General features: G+C 66.9%; 14 protein-coding genes. All 14 read left to right on the top strand.

Translation table 11 applies throughout. The features are described 5' to 3' along the window. The first annotated feature begins 1,108 nt into the window (after positions 1-1,108). The 14 genes from BM172_RS03565 to BM172_RS03500 all read left to right on the top strand — a co-directional run bounded on the left by BM172_RS03565 (position 1,109) and on the right by BM172_RS03500 (position 22,041). On the top strand, positions 1,109-1,765 hold the full coding sequence (locus BM172_RS03565; protein WP_035323866.1) for a Pvc16 family protein: 657 nt from the start codon (positions 1,109-1,111) through the stop codon (positions 1,763-1,765). Position 1,766: 1 nt separating this feature from the next. Then, on the top strand, positions 1,767-2,786 hold the full coding sequence (locus BM172_RS03560) for a hypothetical protein (RefSeq protein ID WP_026636667.1): 1,020 nt from the start codon (positions 1,767-1,769) through the stop codon (positions 2,784-2,786). A 67-nt stretch (positions 2,787-2,853) separates the two neighbouring features. Next, complete coding sequence (locus tag BM172_RS03555; RefSeq protein ID WP_026636668.1) at positions 2,854-4,242, top strand: phage tail sheath family protein; 1,389 nt, start codon at positions 2,854-2,856, stop codon at positions 4,240-4,242. Between the two features lie 196 nt (positions 4,243-4,438). Next, positions 4,439-4,879, top strand: a complete 441-nt coding sequence (locus tag BM172_RS03550) for a phage tail protein (RefSeq protein WP_026636669.1) — start codon at positions 4,439-4,441, stop codon at positions 4,877-4,879. A 5-nt stretch (positions 4,880-4,884) separates the two neighbouring features. Then, the gene (locus tag BM172_RS03545; protein ID WP_026636670.1) at positions 4,885-5,340 is read left to right on the top strand and encodes a phage tail protein; all 456 of its coding nucleotides are present in this window, start codon (positions 4,885-4,887) and stop codon (positions 5,338-5,340) included. A gap of 39 nt (positions 5,341-5,379) precedes the next feature. Further along, positions 5,380-5,568 carry a DUF5908 family protein gene (locus BM172_RS03540; RefSeq protein WP_026636671.1) on the top strand — a complete coding sequence of 63 codons (189 nt, stop codon included), beginning with the start codon at positions 5,380-5,382 and terminating at the stop codon, positions 5,566-5,568. Beyond that, positions 5,568-6,293, top strand: coding sequence for a CIS tube protein (locus BM172_RS03535; protein ID WP_026636672.1), 726 nt, complete (start codon positions 5,568-5,570; stop codon positions 6,291-6,293). The genes BM172_RS03540 and BM172_RS03535 overlap by 1 nt, the downstream gene beginning before the upstream one ends. Then, complete coding sequence (gene vgrG, locus BM172_RS03530) at positions 6,290-8,056, top strand: type VI secretion system tip protein VgrG (RefSeq protein WP_026636673.1); 1,767 nt, start codon at positions 6,290-6,292, stop codon at positions 8,054-8,056. The genes BM172_RS03535 and vgrG overlap by 4 nt, the downstream gene beginning before the upstream one ends. Positions 8,057-8,118: 62 nt before the next feature. Next, positions 8,119-8,388 carry a PAAR domain-containing protein gene (locus tag BM172_RS03525; RefSeq protein ID WP_026636674.1) on the top strand — a complete coding sequence of 90 codons (270 nt, stop codon included), beginning with the start codon at positions 8,119-8,121 and terminating at the stop codon, positions 8,386-8,388. 4 nt (positions 8,389-8,392) lie between these two features. After that, the gene (locus tag BM172_RS03520; protein WP_026636675.1) at positions 8,393-8,833 is read left to right on the top strand and encodes a GPW/gp25 family protein; all 441 of its coding nucleotides are present in this window, start codon (positions 8,393-8,395) and stop codon (positions 8,831-8,833) included. A gap of 4 nt (positions 8,834-8,837) precedes the next feature. Continuing rightward, positions 8,838-12,509, top strand: a complete 3,672-nt coding sequence (locus BM172_RS03515; RefSeq protein ID WP_026636676.1) for a baseplate J/gp47 family protein — start codon at positions 8,838-8,840, stop codon at positions 12,507-12,509. Next, positions 12,506-16,258 carry a hypothetical protein gene (locus BM172_RS03510; RefSeq protein WP_051549045.1) on the top strand — a complete coding sequence of 1,251 codons (3,753 nt, stop codon included), beginning with the start codon at positions 12,506-12,508 and terminating at the stop codon, positions 16,256-16,258. The genes BM172_RS03515 and BM172_RS03510 overlap by 4 nt, the downstream gene beginning before the upstream one ends. Positions 16,259-16,279: 21 nt before the next feature. Then, positions 16,280-20,536 carry a PKD domain-containing protein gene (locus BM172_RS22395; protein ID WP_051549047.1) on the top strand — a complete coding sequence of 1,419 codons (4,257 nt, stop codon included), beginning with the start codon at positions 16,280-16,282 and terminating at the stop codon, positions 20,534-20,536. Continuing rightward, entirely contained in the window at positions 20,533-22,041 is a 1,509-nt protein-coding gene (locus BM172_RS03500; RefSeq protein WP_026636678.1) for a contractile injection system tape measure protein, read from the top strand. Before BM172_RS22395 ends, BM172_RS03500 begins: the two co-directional genes overlap by 4 nt. Positions 22,042-22,420: the final 379 nt, after the last annotated feature.

Genomic DNA, 22,420 nt, shown 5'->3' with positions numbered 1-22,420 from the left:
ATCGACGACCTGCTCAGGCTATCGAGACAATCACGGCATGTCTGTAGGGAAAGGCTGATTTGTGGTTGGCATTTGAGCCGATGCGATACGGCGACAATCGAGCCGTGACGTCGCAAAGGCGCAGCGCTAAAGCTGGCCTCAGTCCCCGCTCTTAGGCCATTTCTTTTTGGTTACTTTTGCTTTGGGCCAGCAAAGAAAAAGTAACTCGGGCGCCGGCAGGCGTCCGAAATGCCCGCTGCATAAGCGGCCAGGTCACCGGATCGCGACCATCAGGCGACACGGAAACTGGATTCCGGCCTACGCCGGAATGACGAGCAAAAAAGGCAGGCGCACAGAACGCCCGCTGCGTAAGCGGCCAGGTCGCGGCCACGCGACCATCAGGCGACACAGAAACTGGATTCCGGCCTACGCCGGAATGACGAGCTACTTCACGTGCCATGCACGCGCGTACCCCTGCCAACCACACGACAAAATCCACCAACCTTTCGGCCTATCCCATTCGCCACTAATCCATATCTGCGAAGCACATCACAGGAAACTCCAACAACCCACCCATATGGCCATCGCATGACACAAAAGAACACCGCCGAGACACCCATCAAACCCATCAAATAACCCTTAAATTCCCACTCCAACGACACATCGAAAACAACATCGACCACCACCAACCCACCACAAAACAAAAACCACCACCCCCACCCGCGTAGTCCTCCCCTTACTCCGGAAGGCAGATTGTGCCAACCGACACCCACCACGCAGAGTGCGCGACAGCCTTCCACCACGAAGGCACCAAGGAACGACGCGATCGCCACGGCCACGCACCGCCCAGGCCAGCGAACGCAGAACGACGCGCAGACCAGCAGGGAGACATGGCGTGAGCGTGATCAAGGAAAGCGGCAGACCGTCGCCAGTCAAGACGGCCATCGGATCGTCCGGTCCACAGACGCAGGCAACCAGCGCGCAACCGCGCGGCAGAGTACCTGGCGGCCGCGTCCATTCGCGGCCATAGCGTCGACATCGCGGTTTCTTGAAACAGCGTGGCGCCCGTCGCCACGCCCAGGCCGGCCTGCGTCCTCGGAAGGACGCGGCCATTCGCGGAGGGGGCAACATGCTGGCGCATGCGTTGACGATCGTCGCCAACGAACTGGAGCGGCACCTGTCCGACACCTACGGCGTGCCGGCGGTGTCGCCGCAGGTGCGCCTGGGCAATATCGCCGAGGGCGTGGGTGGCGGCGCCGGCAGTCCGGGCTCGATCCCGCGCGACGTGCTGGCCTTCTCGATGATCAACATCCGCGAGGAGAAGACGCTCAAGAACCTGGTGCAGCCGGTGCGCAACGACGCCACCCTGCGCGTGGTCTACGAGAACCCGCCGGTGTTCTTGAACTTCCACATCATGGTGGTGGCCACGCACACCAGCTACACCAATGCGCTGCTGCTGCTCTCGCGCACCATCAAGTTCTTCCAGTTCTCCAACGTGATGGACCAGAACTCGGTGGCGCCGGCCTCGCTGGTGACCAATGCGCCGACCAATCCGCTGGACCAGCTGGAAACCTTCAAGCTGATCTTCGACATCTACTCGCCGACCATGGAAGAAGTGAACCACCTGTGGGGCACGCTGGGCGGCAAGCAGTACCCGTTCGTGCTGTATACGCTGCGCCTCTTGGAAATGAAGTTCCGCGCGGCCCAGGCCGAGGCCGGCCTGATCACCGAAGTGGCCGGCGATACCTCGGCGCCGTCGTTCCGCCAGATCGGACTGGGGAGCTGAGATGAGCGAACGCTCGACCACATCGTATCGCCGCCTGTTCGAGGTGCGGCTGCTGCACCACTACTGGCTGGACAACGGCGGCCAGATCTTCGACACGCTGCCGGCGGACATGCAGGCCGCGCGCCTGCTCGGCTACGACGTGCGCCCGCTGCTGCGGGTGGCGCCGACGCCGTCCACGCTCAAGCAGCTCGCCGGCCTGCGTTGTCTGTTCATGCCCACCGCGCAGGGCTTCGTGGTGGCGGCGCCGGGCGAAGCGACGTTCCCGACGGATACCGCGTTTTCCTTCAGCGTCGCGATCGCCGACGGCCAATGCCTGGACTACACCGCGCTGACCTTCCGCGCGCAGGCCATCCAGGAAGCCGCCGACCCCGGCGACCTGTCACCCACCCGCATGGTCTATCGCTACAAGGCGGACGTGCCGGTGCTGTCCAACCTCACCGGCGTCAAGCGCGACTTCGGCGCGGGCCCGGTGCTGTTCCTGTCGCGCGACTATCCGGCGCCCGCCGCCAGCGACGCGGTGGAGTCGATGGTGCTGTCCGCCGGCGCGCTGCTGCAGCTGACCGGCGATAACCCCGGCGCGGCCACGGAACAGCTGGGCGCCTCCGCCACGGACATGCCGGTGTTCCTGCACCAGGGCGACGTGCCCGCGATCGCGCCGCCGGCCGGTGTGGTGGGCGCGCCGGCGCGCGGCGTGCAACTGGGCGACGACGTGCCGGACGACGTGTTCGCGCTCATCACGCTCACCGCCGTACGCGCGGGCGACGACGACTTCAGCTTCGTCGACGGCACGGGCGCGCCCAAGGCGCCCGCCACCGTCTACGAAGTGCGCCTGAAGAACCGGTCCACCTGGTGGACCTATCTGGACAAGCGGACCGGCGCGCAGATCGCGGCCGAACCGCAACCGCTGCCGCTCACGTTCTTCGGCAATGCGGGCACACGGCAAAAGCCTTCGCGGGGGATCGTGAAGGCGCAGACGAGCGGCGCGCGCATCACGCGGCTGGTCTCGGAGATCTACATCTAGGTTCGTATCGCAACTCAAAAGTCAGCAGCCAACAGTCACAGCACGCGGAAAGAGGGAGCTAACGGTCATGGCCTACAACACACCTGGCGTCTACGTTGAAGAAATCTCGGCGCTGCCGCCGTCGGTGGCCGGCGTCGCCACGGCGATCCCCGCCTTTATCGGCTACACCGAGAAAGCGACGATGAAGACGGACGGCGACTTGACGCTGAAGCCGACGCGCATCACGTCGCTGGTCGAATACGAGACCTACTTCGGCGGCGCCAAGCCGGAGGAGGGCATCAAGGTAACGATCGCCACCGCCACGGACGGCACGGTCAGCGCCAGCGCGACCCTGGCCGAGGCCGATCGCAACCAGAACCTGATGTGGTACGCCATGCGCCTGTACTTCGACAACGGCGGCGGGCCCTGCTACGTCTGTTCGGTAGCCAATTACAAGGCGCTGGACGTCGACGAGCTCGGCGACGGACTGGCGGCGGTGGGCAAGGAGGAGGAGCCGACCCTGCTGGTCTTCCCCGAAGCCCAGTATCTGGCCATTGCCGACTGCAAGACCCTGTACGACAAGGCGCTGCAACAGTGCGACTTGCTGAAGAACCGCTTCCTGATCATGGATGTCAATGGCGACGACAAGTCGCTCAATGACGAGAAGACGCTCATCGGCGACGCCGCGAAGAAGTTCCGCGACAGCGGCTCGCCGGCGAACAACCTCAAGTACGGTGCCGCCTACGCGCCCAATCTCGCCACCGTCATCCGCTTCGCCTACGCCGAGGACAAGACGGACGTCACCGTTGGCGCCACCACCAAGAAGCTGTCCGAATGGCTGCCGCTGGACAACCACTCCTACAACCTTGCGCGCGACGCCATCAACAAGCTGCCCTGCAAGCTGCCGCCGTCCGGTGCGATCGCCGGCATCTACGCGGCGGTGGACGCCACGCGCGGCGTGTGGAAGGCGCCGGCCAACTATGGCGTGACCGACGCGATCGCGCCGACCATCGTGATCGACGGCACCGACCAGGACACGCTCAACATCGATACCACCAGCGGCAAGTCGATCAACGCGATCCGGGCCTTCACCGGCATCGGCACCCTGGTCTGGGGCGCGCGCACGCTGGCCGGCAACGACAACGAGTGGCGCTACGTCAACGTGCGCCGCTTCTGCATCTTCGCCGAGGAATCGATCCGCCGCGCCACCCGCCAGTTCGTGTTCGAGCCGAACGACGCCAATACCTGGGTCAAGGTGAAGGGCATGATCGAGAACTTCCTCACCTCGGTGTGGCGCCAGGGTGCGCTGATGGGAGCCAAGGCCTCGGATGCGTTCTCGGTGCAGGTCGGCCTGGGCAGCACCATGACGGCGCTGGACGTGCTGGAAGGCCGCATGGTGGTGGTGGTGGGGCTGTGCCCGGTGCGGCCGGCCGAATTCATCGTGCTGCGGTTCGTGCAGACGATGCCGGTGTCTTGATTCCATTCAACGCCAAAAGCTTCAAGTCGGAGTCCTTCTCCCTCCGGGAGAAGGTGCCGGCAGGCGGATGAGGGTACGGGCGGAGTGGTGCGCATCACTCTCGCGCTCCGCCCGCACCCTCACCCCAACCCCTCTCCCGGTGGGAGAGGGGCTTAGCTACCGCTTCGATGCGGACTGTTTCCCAAGGAGTTGAACCATGAGCCAGCAAGCGTATCCCCTGCCGCGATTCCACTTCCAGGTGGACTGGGGCGGCACGATGATCAGCTTCACCGAGGTCACCGGCCTGGTGATGGAGCGGGAAAAGATCGAGTACCGCCACAGCGACAGCCAGGACTTCCACAAGATCGCCCAGCCCGGCCTGCAGAAGACCGCGGCCCTGGTGCTCAAGCGCGGCAAGTTCGAGAAGGACGTCGACTTCAACACCTGGTTCGAGGATGTCGCCGACGATCGCGCCAATAAGCGCCGCGACGTGATCATCCGGCTGCTCAACGAGAAGCACCAGCCGGTGGCGGCATGGAAGGCCTCGCGCTGCTTCCCGCTGAAGGTCACCGCACCGGACCTGAAGTCCGACGCCAACGAGATCGCCATCGAGAGCGTGGAAATCGCGCACGAAGGCCTCAGCCATATCGACGTCTGACCGCCATGAGCGATTACTACCCGCCCTGGAGCTTCTACTACAAGGTCGAGTTCATGCTCGACGACAAGCCCGCGCCCGCCGCCGACGCTCGTTTCCAGACCGTCTCGGGCCTGTCGGTCGAGTACGACTTCGAGAGCTTCAAGGAGGGCGGGGAGAATCGCTTCGAGCACAAGCTGCCGGTCCGCACCAAGTACGCGGACCTGGTGCTCAAGCGCGGCATGCTGATGGGTTCGGCGGTGCTGGACTGGTTCACCGCGGCGTTCCGCGACCGCGAGTTCAAGCCTGCGGACATCAACGTGATCCTGATGAACGAGCAGGGGCAATCGTTGCGCACCTGGAACGTGGCGCACGCGATTCCGAAGAAGTGGCTGATCAGCGATCTCAACGCCAATGAAAACAGCGTGGTGATCGAGACGATGGAGCTGTCGTACCGCTACTTCAGCCTGCAGGACGGGCAGTAGTTCTTACCCCCGATTTTTATCAAGCCGAGGCCACCGGACATGCCGGTCGAGATCAAGGAACTGCACATCCGCGTCGCCGTCTCGGGCAAGCCGCCCGAGGCGCACGGTGCGTCCGGTGGCGCCGCGAAGCAGGCCGCGGCGGCCGGGCAGGCGGCAGGCAAGGACGAACTGGTGGCCGAATGCGTGGAGCAGGTGTTCGAACTGCTCCAGGCGAGGAAGGAACGCTGATGGCTGACTCCGGCAAGCACGACAAGATGCTGATCCTCGCCTTCGCGGACTCCAAGGCCGCGGAGAACGGCGGGGTGGCCGAGGCCGACGCTTCCTTCGAGGCCCTGATCAATCCGGAGACCTACACGCTGTCCTACAAGCTGAAGTTCTCCGAGGGCGGGCAGGGGCAGGGCAGCAGCGGCAAGCAGCTGAAGTACGAGTACACCGAGCCGTCGGAGATGGCCTTCGAGTTCCTGTTCGACAACACCGGCATCATCGACGGCGAGCCGCGCGATTCGATCGCCGACGACCTGGCGAACTTCAAGAAAGTCATCATCGACTACCAGGGCGACGCGCACGAGCCGCGGCACTTCAAGCTGGTGTGGGGCGAGAACTCGATCTTCAAAGGCCGCGTCACCGCGGTGGACATCGTCTACAAGCTGTTCAAGTCCGACGGCACGCCGATCCGCGCCACCGCCAAGGTCACCTTCAAGAGCAGCATCGAGGAAGAGAAGCGCGCGGCCAAGGAGAACAAGCAGTCGCCGGACCTGACCCACGTGCGGCGGGTGAAGCTGGGCGATACGCTGCCGCTGCTGTGCAAGCAGATTTATGGCGATCCGCGCTACTACCTGCAGGTGGCCCACCGCAACGGCCTGGCCAATTTCCGCCGGCTCACGCCGGGCATGACGCTGCGCTTTCCGCCGATCGCGAAAACGCAGGCCAGCGGCAACGGAGGCGGCAAGTGAGCGAGCCGTCCGCCGTCCCGACCCCGGCCACTCCGGACGTCTGCACCGTCGAGATCCTGATCGGCGGCCAGGCCATCCCCGGCACCCTGCACGTGCAGTCGGTGACGGTCACGCGCGAGCTCAACCGCATTCCCTCGGCGGTGCTGCAGCTCGACGACGGCGAGGCGTCCAAGTCCAGCTTCCCGGCCAGCGACGGCGACCTGTTCGCGCCGGGCAAGGCCATCGAGATCCAGTTCGGCTACCGCTCGCAGAACACCACGGTGTTCAAGGGCACGGTGGTCAAGCAGCGCCTGAAGGTGCGCAAGAACGGCAGCACGCTCAGCGTGGACTGCTATGCCGACGCGGTGAAGATGACCTCGGCGCGCAAGAGCAAGTACTACGTCGACCAGAAGGACAGCGACATCGCCGGCGCCCTGCTGGATGCGCACGGACTGGCCAACGACGTCGAAGCCACCAGGCCGGACCTGAAAGAAGTGGTGCAGTACGACGCCACCGACTGGGATTTCCTGCTGTGCCGCGCCGAAGCGAACGGGCAGGTAGTGCTGGTCGGGGACGACAAGGTCTCCGTGGCCAAGCCCAACTTCAGCGGCTCGCCGGTGCTGCAGCTCGGCTACGGCTCCACCGTGCTGGAGCTGGACGTGGAGATGGACGCGCGCTGGCAGAGCAAGGGCATCAAGGCGGTGAGCTGGAAAGCGGCCGACCAGGAAGCCATCCAGGCCGATGCTGCGGAACCCTCGACGCCGGCCGCCGGCAATATCGCCGCGGCGGACCTGGCCAAGGTGCTGGGCGACGACGTGGACGACATTTTCCATGGCGGCGCGCTCGACGAATCGCAACTGCAGGCCTGGGCCGATGCGCGGCTGCAGCGCATGCGCCTGGCACGCCTGCGCGGACGCGCGCGCTGCCAGGGCTTCGCCGGCGTGCAGCCGGGGCAGATCGTGCAGATCGACGGCATCGGCCAGCGCTTCCAGGGCAAGTTGTACGTGTCGGCCGTGCGCCAGACCGTGGCCGGCGGCAACTGGGAAACCGACGTGCAGTTCGGCCTCGGACCGGAGACGTTCGCCGAGAGCTACGAGCTGCGCCCGCTGCCCGCGAGCGGGCTGCTGCCCGCGGTGGCGGGCCTGCAGATCGGCGTGGTCACGCAGCTGGAGAGCGACCCGGCCGGCGAGGACCGCATCAAGTGCCGCCTGCCGCTGGTCTCCACCAGCGAGGACGGCATCTGGGCGCGCCTGGCCACGCTCGATGCGGGCAAGGGGCGCGGCACCTATTTCCGTCCCGAGATCGGCGACGAGGTGATCGTCGGCTTCCTCGGCGACGACCCGCGTTATGCGGTAGTGCTGGGGCAATGCCACAGCAGCGCGCATCCGGCGCCGGAGCCGGCCAAGGACGCCAACCCGCACAAAGGCTATGTCAGCCGCGAGAAGTTGAAGCTCACCTTCGACGACGAGAAGAAGGTGATCGGCCTGGAAACGCCGGCCGGCAACAAGATCAGCCTGAGCGAAGACGCCAAGGGCATCGTGCTCAAGGACCAGAACGGCAACAGCATCACCCTCGACGGCAGCGGCATCACCATCGAGAGCGCCAAGGACCTGGTGTTCAAGGCGAAGAAGGACGTGAAGCTTTCCGGCACCAATACCGAATTCAGCGCCAAGAGCGGCTTCAAGGCCACCGGCACCGGCACGGTCGAGTTGTCGGGCGCGCAGACCAAGATCAGCGGCGACGCGACCACCGTGATCAAGGGCGGCATCGTGCAGATCAACTGACGGCGCCGCGCCCGCGACATGGGGTGCGGCTGGGCAATGGACGCAAGGGACGGAACGGGACCATGGGACTCGCCGCTAGGGTTACGGACATGATCGTCAGCTCGGCCACGTTCGGCGCACCCGTGCCGATCGTGCCGCCGGGTGCGCCGACGGTGCTGATCGGCGGCATGCCGGCAGCGCGCCTGAGCGACGGCTGCGGCCTGGACGTGATCCTGCTCGGCTCGATGACGGTGCTGATCGGCGGCCTGCCGGCCGCGCGCATCGGCGATCCCACCGGCGCGGGCGGCATGGTCAGCGCGCCCGGCTGTCCCACCGTGCTGATCGGAGGCTGAGGCCATGGATCGCGATTTCCTCGGCCGCGGCTGGTCGTTCCCACCGGACTTCAGCGGACCGGTGCCGGGCGTGGCCATGCTGGAAGACGAAGCCGACGTGGCCTCGAGCCTGCATGTGCTGCTCAGCACGCGGCCCGGCGAGCGGGTGATGCAGCCGGACTATGGCTGCAATCTCAGCGAGCTGCTGTTCGAGAGCCTCGACACGCGGATGAAGACGCTGATCGCCGACAAGATCGAATCGGCGGTGCTGTATTTCGAGCCGCGCGTGACGCTGAACCAGGTGAGCCTGGACGACAGCGACATCGCCGAGGGGGTGGTGCTGATCCAGGTGGCCTACACGGTGAAGTCCACCAACTCGCGCTTCAACTTCGTCTACCCGTACTACATCCGCGAAGGCACCGACATCAATCTCACCACGACCAACCTGCTGCCGGACAACAGCTGACGTCATGGCCAACGACTGCTCCCACAACGACGATCCCCTGAAGCTGGTGCGCGAAGGCACCAGCCAGGACGAGCGCGCGCCGGCCGCGCTGTCGCCCGACGCCGCGCCGGTGGATGCGCGCACCGTCGCGCACGACATCGTGTTCGCCCAGGGCTATGCCGGCCTGCTCAGTCGCTACAGCAGCGCCAATGCGCTGGTCGGCGACTGGCGCGATTATTTCGGCGGCGACATGGCGGTGCCGCTGGCGGTGGCCGCGATCGAGGATGTCGACGCGTACAAGACCGCGGTGCGCGAATGGTTCGACTTCCTCAATGACATGGACAACGCCGGGGACGCGGAGGCGCTGAAGGATCGCCTGGGCTATCTGTATGCCGCGCTCGGCACGCTGGCCGGGGCGCTGGACGGACTGCGGCAGAAGCTGGCCGACGAGACGCCGCTGAAGGGCACGCTGGACAACCTGATCCGCACCCAGCTCGCCCCCGCCTTCGCGCGCTTGATCGCCTATTACAAGGGTGGCATGGGCCTGGGTGTGGTCAACGTGGCCGCGCCGGATCTGCGCGTGCTGCAACAGGACGCCAAGGCCTTCGCCGACGTGCTGTCCGGCGGCCTGTCCGGTGCGTGGAGCGGGGATGCGGCCTGGGCGGGCTATGTGAGCGGCATCGCGGCCGATGCGTCGGTCTATGGCGCGGGCGGCGCGCCCGATCCGTTCGTACGCATCAACCACTGCGCCACGCACAACCTGTTCCGCTCGGTGTTCGACCTGTTCCTGAAGGTGCTGATGCGCATCGCCAGCGAGGCGCAGGCAGGGCTGGCCGACGCGCTGGCGAATGTCTCCGCGCATGCGCCGCACTACGCGTTGTACCTGGCTTTCCTGCAGTTGCTGACGCATGTGCGGGACGCCGGCAACGGGCTGACCCGGCGGCACCTCGATTTCTATTACTCGACCATCCTTGGCCTGAGGCCGCGGCCTTCGCAGCCGGGGCATGTGCACCTGCTGGCGGAACTGGGCAAGCAGACCGCGCAGTACGATCTTGCGCAGGGCACGCTGTTCAAGGCCGGCAAGGACGCGAGCGGCAAGCCGGCGTTCTTTGCCAGCGTCGACGACCTGGTGGCGAACAAGGCGACGGTGGCGTCGCTGAAGACGGTCTATCGCCACGGCGCCGAGCCGCTCGCCTCCGGCGCCGACGACCAGGGCCGGCTGTTCGCCTCGCCGGTGGCCAACTCCGACGACGGGCTGGGTGCGCCGCTGACCTCGACGGACCGGTCTTGGCAGCCGTTCTTCAACAAGGACTATGTCGACGGTGCGCTGGCCGCGATCGACATGCCGCCCGCGCAGGTCGGCTTTGCCATCGCCTCGCACCATCTGCTGCTGGCCGAGGGCACGCGCTATGTGTTCGCGCGCCTGCAGCTGCGCGATGCGCTGCCGGCCGGCTTCGACCTGTCCGACGACGTGCAGTGCCAGCTCAGCACCGCCAAGGGCTGGCTGTCGCGCGACCCGCTGTACTTCTCGCAGAGCGACAGCAAGTCCATCGACCTGGTGCTGGCGCTGAGCGGCGCGGACGAGGCCATCGTGCCGTACGCGGCGGCGACGCAGGGCTACAACTTCGACACCGACCTGCCGCTGCTGCTGGTGACGCTCAAGCAGGATACGCAGCGCGGCTACGCCTATGCGCGCATGCAGGACCTGGTGCTGAATTCGGTCGAGCTGTACGTCTGGGCCGGCGGCATCAAGACGGTCGCCGCTTCCAACGACTTCGGCCCGGTGGACCTGTCCAAGCCGTTCCAGCCCTTCGGCGCCTCGCCGGTGAAGGGCAGCAGCCTGGTGCTCGGCTCGAAGGAAATGTTCCAGAAGCACCTGGACTGGGTGGCGATCACGCTGCCCTGGCAGGTGGCGCCATCGGTGTATCCGAGCACCGACGGCTTGCCGGGCGTGGCGGTCGATGTATTGCAGGCCGGGTCGTGGACGGCCTCCAGCGATGCCACCTCGTGGATGGGCAGCGGTTCCGACTATGCCTACTTCACGATTTACGACAGCGCCAACCAAGCGGTGCTGGACGCGCCGGACATCGAGCCCGACGAGCCTTACAGCACACAGGCGCGGCAAGGCTATGTGCGCCTGCGCCTGACCGGCGACTTCGGCCAGGACAAATACCAGGCGGCCCTGATTGCCTACCTGCGCAACAACCCCGCCAACTCGCCCGATCCGGGCCCGCGTCCGCCGCAGGGTCCGGTGGCCGCGTCGTTGACGCTGGCCTATGCCTCGTCCACCACGTTGGTGCTGGACACCGCTACCGAGGCAGCGTTCCAGGCACGCGCCGGACGCTTCTTCCATCTGGCACCGTTCGGTACGGCGGAACGGCATCCGTACCTGTGCGGCGGCGCTTCCGTGCCGCTGCTGCCGCAGTTCGCCTTCGTGCGTGGCGGAGCGACGCTGAGCAGCGAGGCGGAGTTCTATATCGGCATCGCCGGCCTGGTGCCGCCGCAGAACCTGGCGTTGCTGTTCCAGGTGGCGGACGGCACCGCCAACCCGCTGGCGAACAAACCGGTGCCGCATATCGACTGGTCGTACCTGGTCGACGACTTGTGGGTGCCGTTCCCGCAGAACGCGGTGGTGGATGCCACCGGTGGCCTGCTCAACTCCGGCATCGTCACTTTCGCCGTGCCGCGCGACGCCAGCAGCGACCACCGCCTGTTGCCCGGCGGCATGTACTGGTTGCGCGCGTCGGTGCACGAGGCCAGCGACGCGGTGTGCCGGCTGAAGCTGGTCGCCGCGCAGGCGCTGGAGGCGGTGTTCGCCGACCAGGGCAATGCGCCCGATTTCTCGGCGCAGCCCTTGCCGCCGGGCACGGTCGCCCAGCTCGCCACGCCGGATGCGGCGGTGAAGAGCATCGCCCAGCCGTATCCGTCCTTCGGCGGGCGCGGCGCCGAGCGCATGCCGGATTTCTACCGCCGCATCAGCGAGCGCCTGCGCCACAAGGACCGTGCGATCGACCTGTGGGACTACGAGCGCCTGGTGCTGGAAGCCTTCCCGTCGATCTACAAGGTGAAGTGCCTCAATCACACGCAGTACGAGCCTGCCGAGAGTCAGGGCTCCGGGCCGTGCAGCGGTGGCGTCTATCGCGAGCTGGCACCGGGCCACGTCACCCTGGTGGCGCTGCCGAACCTGCGCGGGCAGGTGCAGCGCGATCCGCTCAAGCCGTATACCAGCCTGGGCGTGCTGAGCGATATCCAGGCGTATCTGGCCCAGCGTTGCAGCGGCTTCGTGCAGTTGCACGTGAAGAATCCGCAGTTCGAGGAAGTGCGGGTGTCCTTCACGCTGAAGCTGCGCGACGGCTACGACGAGGCCTACTACACGACGCAGCTGCAGCAGGCGATCACGCGTTTCCTGTCGCCGTGGGCATTCGACGGCACCGGTTCGCCGTCCTTCGGCGGCAAGATCTACAAGTCCGCGCTGATCCACTTCGTCGAAACGCAGCCCTGCGTGGACTACGTCACCGACTTCCGCCTGTTCCAGGACCTGCCATGCCAGCCGCCCGGCAGCGCCGACCTGGACGAAGCCATCGGCTCGCGCGCCGTGTCGATCCTGGTCTCGGCGCCGGCCAGCAAGCACCAGATCACCGTCATCAAGCCCGCGCCGGACCCGGCGCTGGCGGAAAGCTGCGGGTGCGACGCATGAACAGCCTCCAGCCACTCAATGCCATCCCGAGCGGGGCACAAGCCCTGGTTGCGCAGCCGGCGCTCGATCCCTCGGTGGATTACTACCAGCTGCGCCGCGAAGGCATCGGCCATGTGCAACAGGCCGGCCACCAGCAGTGGACCGACTACAACGTCCACGATCCGGGCATCACCATCCTGGAAGCGCTGTGCTACGCCATCACCGACGTGGGCTACCGCATCGAGTGGGATATCGAGGACATCCTCGCGCCCAGGCTGCCGTCCGCCGATCCGGCGCGGCCGTATCCGGACCAGGCGTTCTTCACCGCGCGCGAAGTGCTGACGGTCAATCCGACCACGCTCAACGATTTCCGCCGTGCGCTGATCGACCTGCCGGGCGTGAGCGACGCCTGGGTGTTGTGCAAGACCTGCGCGTGCGAGGTGAGCTATTGGGCTTACTGCGACCTGGCCGACAACCTGGTGTTGCAGTACGGCCAGCCCGCGAGCCCGCCGAACCCGGCCAGCGAGACCTGGGTGCTGGGCCTGTACGAGACGCTGCTGGAGCTGGACGACGATCCGGAACTGGGCGATCTCAACGACCGCACGGTGCAGCAGAACAGTGTCTTCCACGATGGCGACGGCGCGCATCCGATCCTGATGGAACTGCGCTTTCCCGATATCGCGCTGCTGGAGCGCGATGCCTGGCAGCGCTTCCTCGCCGACGATGCCAGCTTCGCCGATGCCACCGCTTTTGACATCGAGCTGGTGCGGCTGGGCGCGACCAAGACCTACAACGTGTTCGACCTGCCGGACCCGGCCGACCGCGATCAATACCTGAGCCAGCAGTGGAACGGCGTGTTCTACGTGAGCCTGCGCATCACGTTCACCGGCTCGCCCGACGTCGTCGATATCGAGAACGCCGCGCTGCGCGTGTTCGCCGACGGCGCGGTGCAGGACAGTGTCAGCGCCGACGCCTGGCGCACGCTGTTCACCGACAAGAGCCCCGCCGGCTTCGTGCTGCGCTATCGCAAGAAGGCCAAGGCCACCGCGGCTGCCGTGGCCGGCGCCAAGGCGGCCTTGCAGCAATACCGCAACCTCGGCGAGGACTATTGCCTGATCGACCACGCCGGCGTGGAGGACGTAGCCGTCTGCGCCGACGTGGAAGTGCGGCCCGATGCCGACATCGAGCGCGTGCAGGCCAGCATCTGGTTCGCGCTGGAGCAGTACATGACGCCGCCGGTGCCGTTCCGCACCTTGCAGGAATTGCAGGGGCGCGGCGTGGCGGTGGAGGACATCTTCGACGGCCCGGCGCTGGCCAATGGCTTCATCGAGGATGCGGATCTCGCGGCCGCCGGGCTGAAAGCCATGCTGCGCGCTTCGGACATGGTCCACCTGCTGATGGACATCGACGGCGTGGTGGCGGTGAACCAGCTGCGCATGACCAAGTACGACGACGAGGGCCTGGTCGTCGCCGGCGCCGCCGATCCGAGCTGGATCAACGACCAGCCCGTCTATGACCAGGGCAGGACCAGCGCGGCCTGGTTGCTGGCGATCAGCCCGCGGCATCAGCCGCGGTTGTACCTGAACCAGTCGCGCTTCCTGTTCTACAAGGACGGCTTGCCGTTCCTGCCGCGGGTGGACGAGGCGACGGATACGCTCAATCAATTGCGCGGCGATGCCGACCGCCCGAAGAACCCCGGCGCGCCGAACGACCTGCCGGTGCCGCCGGGCGTGTACCGGCAGCCGGACGACTATTTCCCGGTGCAGTACAGCTTCCCGCTGGCCTACGGCATCGGTCCGGACGGACTGCCGCCGCGCGCGCTGCCGGCACGCAAGGCGCAGGCGAAGAACCTGAAAGCTTACCTGATGGGCTTCGAGCAACTGCTCGGCAATGCGCTGGCGCAGCTGGCGCATACCTCCGACCTGTTTTCGCTCGATGCCACGGTGGCGCGCACGTACTTCGTCAAGCCGTTCGACGCCGATGTGATCAAGGACCTGGCCGACATCGCCGATCCGATGAAGCTGACCCGCGCCGCGGTCGAGGCGCTGGTGGAGACGCCGGCCGAATTCCAGACGCGGCGCAATGCCTTCCTCGATCACCTGCTGGCGCGTTTCGGCGAGCAATTCGGCGAGTACGCGCTGCTGCTGACCCAGGCCGCGGGCGATGCGGTGGCGAAGTCGAAGCTGATCGACAACAAGATCGCCTTCCTGCGCCGCTATCCGGCGGTGAGCCACGATCGCGCCAAGGCCTTCAACTACCAGCTCGAGCCGAATGCGCCGGGCAACGAGCCGGGCATCAAGCAGCGCATCAACCTTTTGCTTGGCTATCCGGACCTGAGTTATGCGTGGACCGCAGCTGCGCCTGCGGCCGGCGTATATCCCGTCGACTACCAACTGGTCGATGGCATCGGCACGGTCCGGTTGGCGGGCACGCTCAGTGTCACCGCGGACAGCGCTGCGAAAGCAGGGGAGGGCGCGTACCGCCTGCTGCTCGACCGCATGATCCTCGAAGAGGCTTACACGACCGTGCCGGTGACGGGCGGCAAGTTCGCGCTGGTGCTGCAGGATGCCGCATCGACGGAGATCGGCCGCAACCCCGTGCCGTTTGCCAGCTCGACCGAGGCGGATGCATTGCGCGAGCTGCTGCTGTCGTGGAGCGCCGGCGCGCGCACCCTGGTGGTCGAGCACATCCTGCTGCGGCCGAAGTTCATCGGCGACGCGCTCTATCCGGCCTGCTGCGAGGACGGCTGCTCCACCTGCGGCAGCGCGGATCCGTACTCGTTCCGCCTCACCTACGTGATGCCCGGCTGGACCGTGCAGTACACCGACAACCTCGACCTGCGCCGCTACGCCGACCGCACCATCCAGCGCGAGACGCCCTCGCACCTGCTGGCCAAGATCTGCTGGGTGGGCAACGACGGCTATGTGGAGAACCCCTGCGACCAGGTGGTGGAAGACCTGGCGGACCTGCTGCAGGCCGAGGGGCTGACCGCGGACAGCACGCCGCCGTCGGACGACGATGCCTGCGACGACGCGCACATGATCCTGGACGAATTCAGCGAAACGTTCAGCGCCTGGTTCGCCGACAAGAAGCTCAGCTTCCTGCGCGAGGATGCGCTGGCGGCGGCGATCGCGGCGGAGTTCGCCGGCATCGCGCAGCCGGCGGACGGCGAGTACAAGACGCTGTTCACCCCGGCGCTGTGGGACGAAGTGCGCGCCCTGATGACCGCGCGCTTCACCGAGGTCGCCGGCCAGGGCTGGCAGTTCGAGCGTTTCGAAGCCGCCTGGCGCACCTGGCTGGACGCCAATGCGGCGATCGACTGGACCGACGAACGCCTGGTCGAGCGCGTGGAGGCCTTGCTGATGGCCGGCGTGCAGACCGCCAACGCCTCGGCCGGCGCGTTGTGCGATTGCGCCAAGCGCATCGTCACCGACTACGGCAGTGCGTACTACGCATGGATGCGCGACAACTTCACGGCGGGCCACGCCTTCGAAGACCTGACGCCATTCGCCGAGCCCGCCGTGACCTTGTGCGCGGGCCTGAGCTTCACTCCCGACACGCAACCGAAGATCGCCGCGCTGCTGCAGGAGCGCTATGCCGCCTACGCCTTGCCGTCCTACTGGCTGTGGGTGGTGACGACCCTGCTGGCCGGCCTGCGCAACACCTACCCGGGCGCCACGCTGCACGACTGCGACGAAGGCAGCGATTTCAATCCGGTGCGCCTGGACAACACCGCGCTGGGCAACTACCCGCGCAAGACCACTCTTTGACTTTGACGACGGAGATCGCTCATGGAGAGCTTGCTTGACCATTACCCGGTCTTCGAAGCGAACCAGGTACTGATGAGCCGGCATCTGAACGATGCCTTCGACTACCTCGAACAGCAGGAACGCCAGACCCGCTCGCACCTGATCGGCATCGGCATCGCCTGCGGCCTGAAGATCCAGCTCGCCGGTTCCGCCATCGCGCTGTCCAAGGGCTGCGGCGTGACCTCGCAGGGCTATCTGATCGTGGAGCCGGAGGACCTGACGCTGACGGCTTACCGGCCTTACACGCTGCCCACCGATATCGACTACCCGACGTTCAAGAGCGACGGCAATCCGTTCGCGATGTGGGAGCTGTTCGAGGACGGCGTGCCGAACACCACGCCGCTGGGTAGCCCGGCGGGCTTCCTCGACGACAAGGCGGTGCTGCTGTTCCTGGAGCTGAAGAAGGAAGGCCTGCGCACCTGCAGCCCGAACAACTGCGACGACAAGGGTTCGCAGGTCACCGCCACGGTGCGCCGCCTGCTGGTCGCGCGCGGCGACCTGGACAGCATCATCGCCGCGGCGAACGGCCTGGGCAGCGGCCTCAGCGAAGGCGACCTGATCGCGGCGATGTCCGCGCGGCTGAACCTGCCGGACCTGCGCCTGCGCCGCTTCGACGTGCTCAATTCCAACCCGGTGAGCTCGGACGACGTCTATACCGCCTTCCTCGACATGATCCGCCAGGGCGACCTGGCCAGCGCCACGGGACAGGCGTTGAGCGCGGCCTATGCGGCGTTCCGTCCCTTGCTGGCCGCCGATTACGCCGCGGATCCGTTCACCGGCTTCGCTGCCGCCTATGGTTTCCTCGACAGCGCGCCGGGCGATACCACGCAGGTGAAGTTCCTGCAGTACTACGCCGACCTGTTCGACGACCTGCTGCGCGCCTACGACGAGTTCCGCTGGAAGGGCCTGGAGCTGATGTGCGCCTGCTGCCCGGACGATGGGCTGTTCCCGCGGCACCTGATGCTCGGCCTGCTGCATCCGGAGAACGCGGCCAACCCCGATGGCTACCGGCAGGGCTTCCTGCCGTCGCCCGCGGTGGGCAACTGCGAGGAGGAGGGTGCGCAACTGCGCCAGCTGTTCGCGCGCATCGTGGCGATGTGCGCCGGCTTCACCGACCAGCCCAAGCTGCCCAAAGCCAATCCTTCGTTGCCGTTCGACCCGCAGATCCGCGTCACCCCCAGCCGCCGCTGCTGCGGCGAGGATGCGCTGGAAGGCATGGCGATTCCGTATTACTACGCGCAGCCCGGCAGCCAGCCGCTGTATCCGCTGTGGAGCCCGGTGCTGACCCAGCGCAGGCGCGCCAACCAGAACCTGGGCTACAACGCCGACCTGTACACGCCGGCCGCGCCGGACTTCGTCACCGATCCGCTGCGCTACGACCTGGGTTCGCGCGACTTCCTGCGCATCGAGGGGCACCTGGGCAAGGACTACCAGTCGGTGCTGCGCTCGCTGCTGACCATGAAGTCGCAGTACCGCCTGCCGATCGACGTGATTGCGCTGCGCACCGGCGCCTATGACGACAGCCAGCCGGTGGACCTGAGCCAGGAGCAGGCGCGCTTCCAGGACCTGGAGGCGCTGTACGACTCGCTGCGCGGCGAGCTGCGCGCGCAACTGGCCGAAGGGATCATGCAGCTGTACAACTTCACGATTCCTGCCATCAACGGCCTGCCGCTGAGCACCGGCGGCACGCCGCAGCTGCCGCTGCTGAAGCAGTACGCGCCGCAGTTCACCTACAGCGCCAACACCATCGGCGCCTGGTACGAGCATTACCTGACGCGCTTCGAGAACCAGGGCTATATCGACGTCGACCAGAACGCGATCACCTCGTACGCGATGCTTTACCTGTACTGCGCGCTGTTCAACGGCACCTCGGCGCCGGATCAGTCCGCGTATCCGCACGTGGTGGCGATCTATTACTCCAGCAAGCTGGCCGGGATCCTGGATCCGTCGCTGGCCGCGCTGAACTATGCGGACTTCGAGAACAAGTACCAGGACCTGATGGCCCTGATCCGCTATCTGCGCTCGGCCGCCGTGCACACCGTGCCGGCCGACCTGGCGGGTTTCCTGCCGCAGGACGAGTTCATCGACCTGTGCGAAGGCGTGCTGATGGGCTGCAAGCTCGACGGCATCAAGGCGGTGCGCGACGAGTTCCAGTCGCGCGTCGGGGAGCTCAAGCGCTTGCAGTTCCTGTCCAGCTTCCTGCAGCGCGAACCGGGCATCCAGCACAAGGCCGGCGTGCCGCTGGGCGGTACCTTCATCCTGGTCTATCACGGCGACACCACCGTCAATAACTTCGGCCTGGGGCAGAACCTTGGCCTGCTGCAGTTCCCGCTGGAGCTGGAAAGCCGGGATGCCAGGCGCGCGCCGATGTCGGCCGAGCTCAGCCCGCGGACCGGCACCGCGCGCGCGATGAACATCGCCAGCAGCGGCATCGCCGGCGCGGTGAACACCGCACCGAGTGCCGACGCCACCGCGGATACCTCGCGCCTGGCGCGCGCGATCGGCAACCTCAGCGCCAACCGCAACCTGATCCAGAACGACGACCTGCACCTGGTGGTGGACTGGCTGACCGGCCGCACGCCGGTGGTCACGCCGACCGCGCCGCCGGGGCAGGGCACGCGTTCGGACGGCGATCCGGCCGCCGCGGTCATCGGCAAGGCGGTGGGCGAGTTGGATGCCGGCACGGTGATCGCCGATTTTTTCCTGCCGTATCGCCTGACCGGCACCGGTCCTGGCATCCAGTACGTGCTGCCGAAGGTGCCGCCCACCTTCACCGTGGCGGTGGGCTGCACGGAACAGAACGGCACGGCCTCGGTGACGATCGACGCCAAGGGGGGCGTGCCGCCGTACGACGTGGCCGCCGACGGCGGTGCCTACCAACCCCTGGGCGCGCCGCTGTCGCTGCCGGTCGGCAACCACAGCGTGACCTTGCGCGATGCCGAAGGCGCGGAAACGCCGGCGCAAGGCTTTACCGTGACGCCGCCGCTGACCATCGGCGAGCCCACCTTCACCTGCGCCGGCGGCAACTACACCGCCTCGGCCACGATCACCGGCGGCACGCCGCCGTACGAGGTCAACGGCCAGCCGGCGCCGTCCGCGATGATCGTCACCGCGCCCACGCCCAGCGGCGCCACGGTGGAAGTGACGGTGCAGGACAGCAAGGGCTGCGCGATCGGTGCGCAGTTCACCCACGAGTGCTGCACGCTGCCCTGCGGCGGCGCTTCGCTCAATCGCAACTTCCGCTTCTTCATTCCCGATCCCGACACCAATCCGGACAACGCCTACCAGGCGTTCAACGCGGACGGCGTGGTGTTCACCGTCGAGGCGGAGACGGGCAAGCCGGTCGACCTCAGCCAGCAGGTCGCCAAGATCCTGGTCGCGAGCAAGGATCAGCTCACCGGCGCGCAGTTCCAGAAAACCGTCAACGGCTGGATGGCCGCGATCAACAAGCTGATCGCCAGCACCCCGGGCCTGGCCCAGCCGGGCAAGGCGCAGTGGCTGACGCTGGGCTACAAGCCGCTGTCGCCGGGGCGGTTCGGCGTGCTGACGCTGGAATACTTCCAGTGCCTGAAGTTCGATATCGAACTGGTCTCGACCTGGGCGTTGCCGAACGACAAGCAGAGCATGTCGTTCGCATATGCGCCGGGCGGCACCTCGATCAAGTCGGGCGACAGCGCGTTGAACGTGCCGGCTTTCGACGGCGTGTCGATCGACAAGTGCGCCGATGCGCCCAAGCCGGTGAACCTGTGCCCGGTGCCGCCGGAGTTCGGCATCCAGGCGCAAGGCCCGGGCTCGGGCTCGGTCGGCGGGACATCCGAGTTCTCGGTGAACGTGTCGCCGCCGCAGAGCGCGATGACCTATGTGTGGGAGGCGCAGGGCGCGACGCCGGCGATGGGCAGCGGTCCCAAGTTCCTCACGTCGTTCAATACCAGCGGCACCCGGCTGGTCACCGTGACGGCTTTCAACGCCAACGGCTGCTCGGTGATGGCGACGGTGACGGTGAAGGTCGGCGGTTCGACCAGTGGTCCGCCGATCATCGTGCCGCCGCCGGTCCGCGTCGCCGCCAATACGCCGGTTGCCAAGACACCCAGCGTGCGGAAGGCGGCGACAGTGAAAACGGCGGTGGCGAAGACGGCGGTAAAGAAGGCCGCCGCCAAGAAGACAACCGCCACGAAGACCGCGGTCAAGAAAGCTGCCACGACCAAGCGCACCACCCCGACGCGGCGAGGCGGTAAATGAGCCAGGCACGGCGCCATGTGATCCGCCGCGAATGCGTCGACCTCGCCGTCGATGGCAGCGAGTCGGAAGGCTTCGCGCTGCAGGGCCAGCTCGCGGCGTTGTGCCAGGGCGAGCTCGCCGCGGCGCTGGACGAGGCCTTCTCGCGGGTGGTGCCGGGCGACGAGCATTGGCAGTTCGAGCGGCTCGAGGTGGACGCGGGGGACTTCACGCCGGAGACCTTCGCGCGCGATTTCGTCGCGGCGGTGGCGAAGGCGGTGGAGGAGCAGGTGCGCACGCGCATGCCGCAGGTGGTGACGCCACCTGAGCTTGCGCTCGCCGACGCTGGCGACCTGCGGGTGAGCGGCGCGCAGTCGGTGCACCAGGCCTTGCTGTATTTCCTCGCGACCGGCGTATTGCCGTGGTGGTTCCGCCTGCCGGAAGGGTCGAGCCTGGAGGCGGCGGTGGACGAGGCATGGGGTGTCGCTCGCGGTGGGCAGGGACCGGCGGGTGCTCCGCCGCGCGCCTTGCTGTTGCGGACGCTCGCCGTGCCCACGGCGCGGTTGCGCCTGGCGCGGCAGTTCTCGGCCGGGTTTCTCGAAAGGCTGCTGGAGCAGCTGGCGCCGGGCACTACAGCAGTGTTGCGCGGTGTCGTGTCCGCGGTGCGCAGCGAGGCATCCACCACGATGGCGAAAGGGATCCCCGAGCAGGCATGGGTGGCGACGTTCGCCTGCCTGGCCAAGCATCAGGCGATCACGCCGGAGCTGCTGGCCGAAGCGTGGGCCGCCATCGCGCCGGAGGCGCTGCCGCCGGGCGTTGCCGCACGCATCGCCGGCGCGCCGGTATCGCATGACGGCCTCCAGGCGCTGCCGCAACATGGCGGAACTACCCACGCCAGCGAGCGCCAGGCCATGACATCGAACGACCCGACGATAAGACACGACACGCAGGCTGCCGCCGGGTTGCAACCGGCGGTCGGCGCGACGATACCTGCGGCGAGCACCACGCCTGCGGCACAAGCGCTCGATCTGCAGGAAGGCGTCTTCGTCGACTGCGCCGGCCTGGTGCTGCTGCATCCCTTCCTGCCGCAGTTGTTCGAATGGCGTGGCGTCGCGGTCGATGGCCAGCTGGTGCAGCCGGATCGGGCGCTCGCGCTGCTGCACTTCCTCGCCACCGGCCAGCCGAGCGCACCGGAACATGCGCTGCTGCTGCCGAAGCTGCTATGCGGGCTGGAGCCGTCGGCCGTGGCCGGTGCGCCAGCGGAACTGAGCGAGGAGGACCGCGAGGCAGCCGAGAATCTGCTGAAGGCGGCGATCGGTCATTGGAGCGTGCTGGGCGACACCTCGCCGGACGCGTTGCGCGGCAATTTCCTGGTGCGCCAGGGCAAGTTGTCCAGGCGCGGCGACGACGATCAGCTGCAGGTCGAACGACAGAGCTGGGACATGCTGCTCGGGCACTTGCCGTGGGGCATCGGCGTGGTGCGGTTGCCGTGGATGCGGCGGATGTTGTGGGTGGAGTGGCCGTACTGAGGGAGAGGGATTTCACCTTGAAGATTGAGGAAGGTCGTCGGAATGCTGAGCCCCTCTCCCTTCGGGAGAGGGGTGAGGGTACGGGCGGAGCGCAAGAGTGATGTGCACCGCTCCGCCCGTACCCTCATCCGGCTGCCGCCACCTTCTCCCGGAGGGAGAAGGGTTCCTGTTTGAAGGTTGAGGGGTGCCGCGACGTTTGTGAGTGTCGCAACACAGAGCCCCTCTCCCTCCGGGAGAGGGGTTGGGGTGAGGGTACGGGCAGAGCGGAACAGTGATGTGCACCGCTCCGCCCGCACCCTCATCCGGCTGCTGTCGCCTTCTCCCGAAGGGAGAAGGATTCGAGGTGGGGAGTTGAGGAAATCCATCGGGAGGAGGACAC

Source organism: Dyella marensis (assembly GCF_900112865.1).
GTDB classification, from domain to species: Bacteria; Pseudomonadota; Gammaproteobacteria; order Xanthomonadales; family Rhodanobacteraceae; genus Dyella_D; species Dyella_D marensis_A.
Note: the sequence above shows the minus strand (reverse complement) of the source record. Positions and strands in the feature narration are given on the sequence as shown.

What these genes read in the sequence shown, in the direction of transcription:
- BM172_RS03560 (WP_026636667.1), top strand. Translation starts at nt 1,767, where the DNA reads ATGAGCGAACGCTCGACCACATCGTATCGCCGCCTGTTCGAGGTGCGG.
- BM172_RS03525 (WP_026636674.1), top strand. Translation starts at nt 8,119, where the DNA reads ATGGGACTCGCCGCTAGGGTTACGGACATGATCGTCAGCTCGGCCACG.
- BM172_RS03520 (WP_026636675.1), top strand. Translation starts at nt 8,393, where the DNA reads ATGGATCGCGATTTCCTCGGCCGCGGCTGGTCGTTCCCACCGGACTTC.
- BM172_RS03515 (WP_026636676.1), top strand. Translation starts at nt 8,838, where the DNA reads ATGGCCAACGACTGCTCCCACAACGACGATCCCCTGAAGCTGGTGCGC.
- BM172_RS03545 (WP_026636670.1), top strand. Translation starts at nt 4,885, where the DNA reads ATGAGCGATTACTACCCGCCCTGGAGCTTCTACTACAAGGTCGAGTTC.
- BM172_RS03535 (WP_026636672.1), top strand. Translation starts at nt 5,568, where the DNA reads ATGGCTGACTCCGGCAAGCACGACAAGATGCTGATCCTCGCCTTCGCG.
- BM172_RS03555 (WP_026636668.1), top strand. Translation starts at nt 2,854, where the DNA reads ATGGCCTACAACACACCTGGCGTCTACGTTGAAGAAATCTCGGCGCTG.
- BM172_RS22395 (WP_051549047.1), top strand. Translation starts at nt 16,280, where the DNA reads ATGGAGAGCTTGCTTGACCATTACCCGGTCTTCGAAGCGAACCAGGTA.
- BM172_RS03550 (WP_026636669.1), top strand. Translation starts at nt 4,439, where the DNA reads ATGAGCCAGCAAGCGTATCCCCTGCCGCGATTCCACTTCCAGGTGGAC.
- BM172_RS03540 (WP_026636671.1), top strand. Translation starts at nt 5,380, where the DNA reads ATGCCGGTCGAGATCAAGGAACTGCACATCCGCGTCGCCGTCTCGGGC.
- BM172_RS03565 (WP_035323866.1), top strand. Translation starts at nt 1,109, where the DNA reads ATGCTGGCGCATGCGTTGACGATCGTCGCCAACGAACTGGAGCGGCAC.
- BM172_RS03500 (WP_026636678.1), top strand. Translation starts at nt 20,533, where the DNA reads ATGAGCCAGGCACGGCGCCATGTGATCCGCCGCGAATGCGTCGACCTC.
- BM172_RS03510 (WP_051549045.1), top strand. Translation starts at nt 12,506, where the DNA reads ATGAACAGCCTCCAGCCACTCAATGCCATCCCGAGCGGGGCACAAGCC.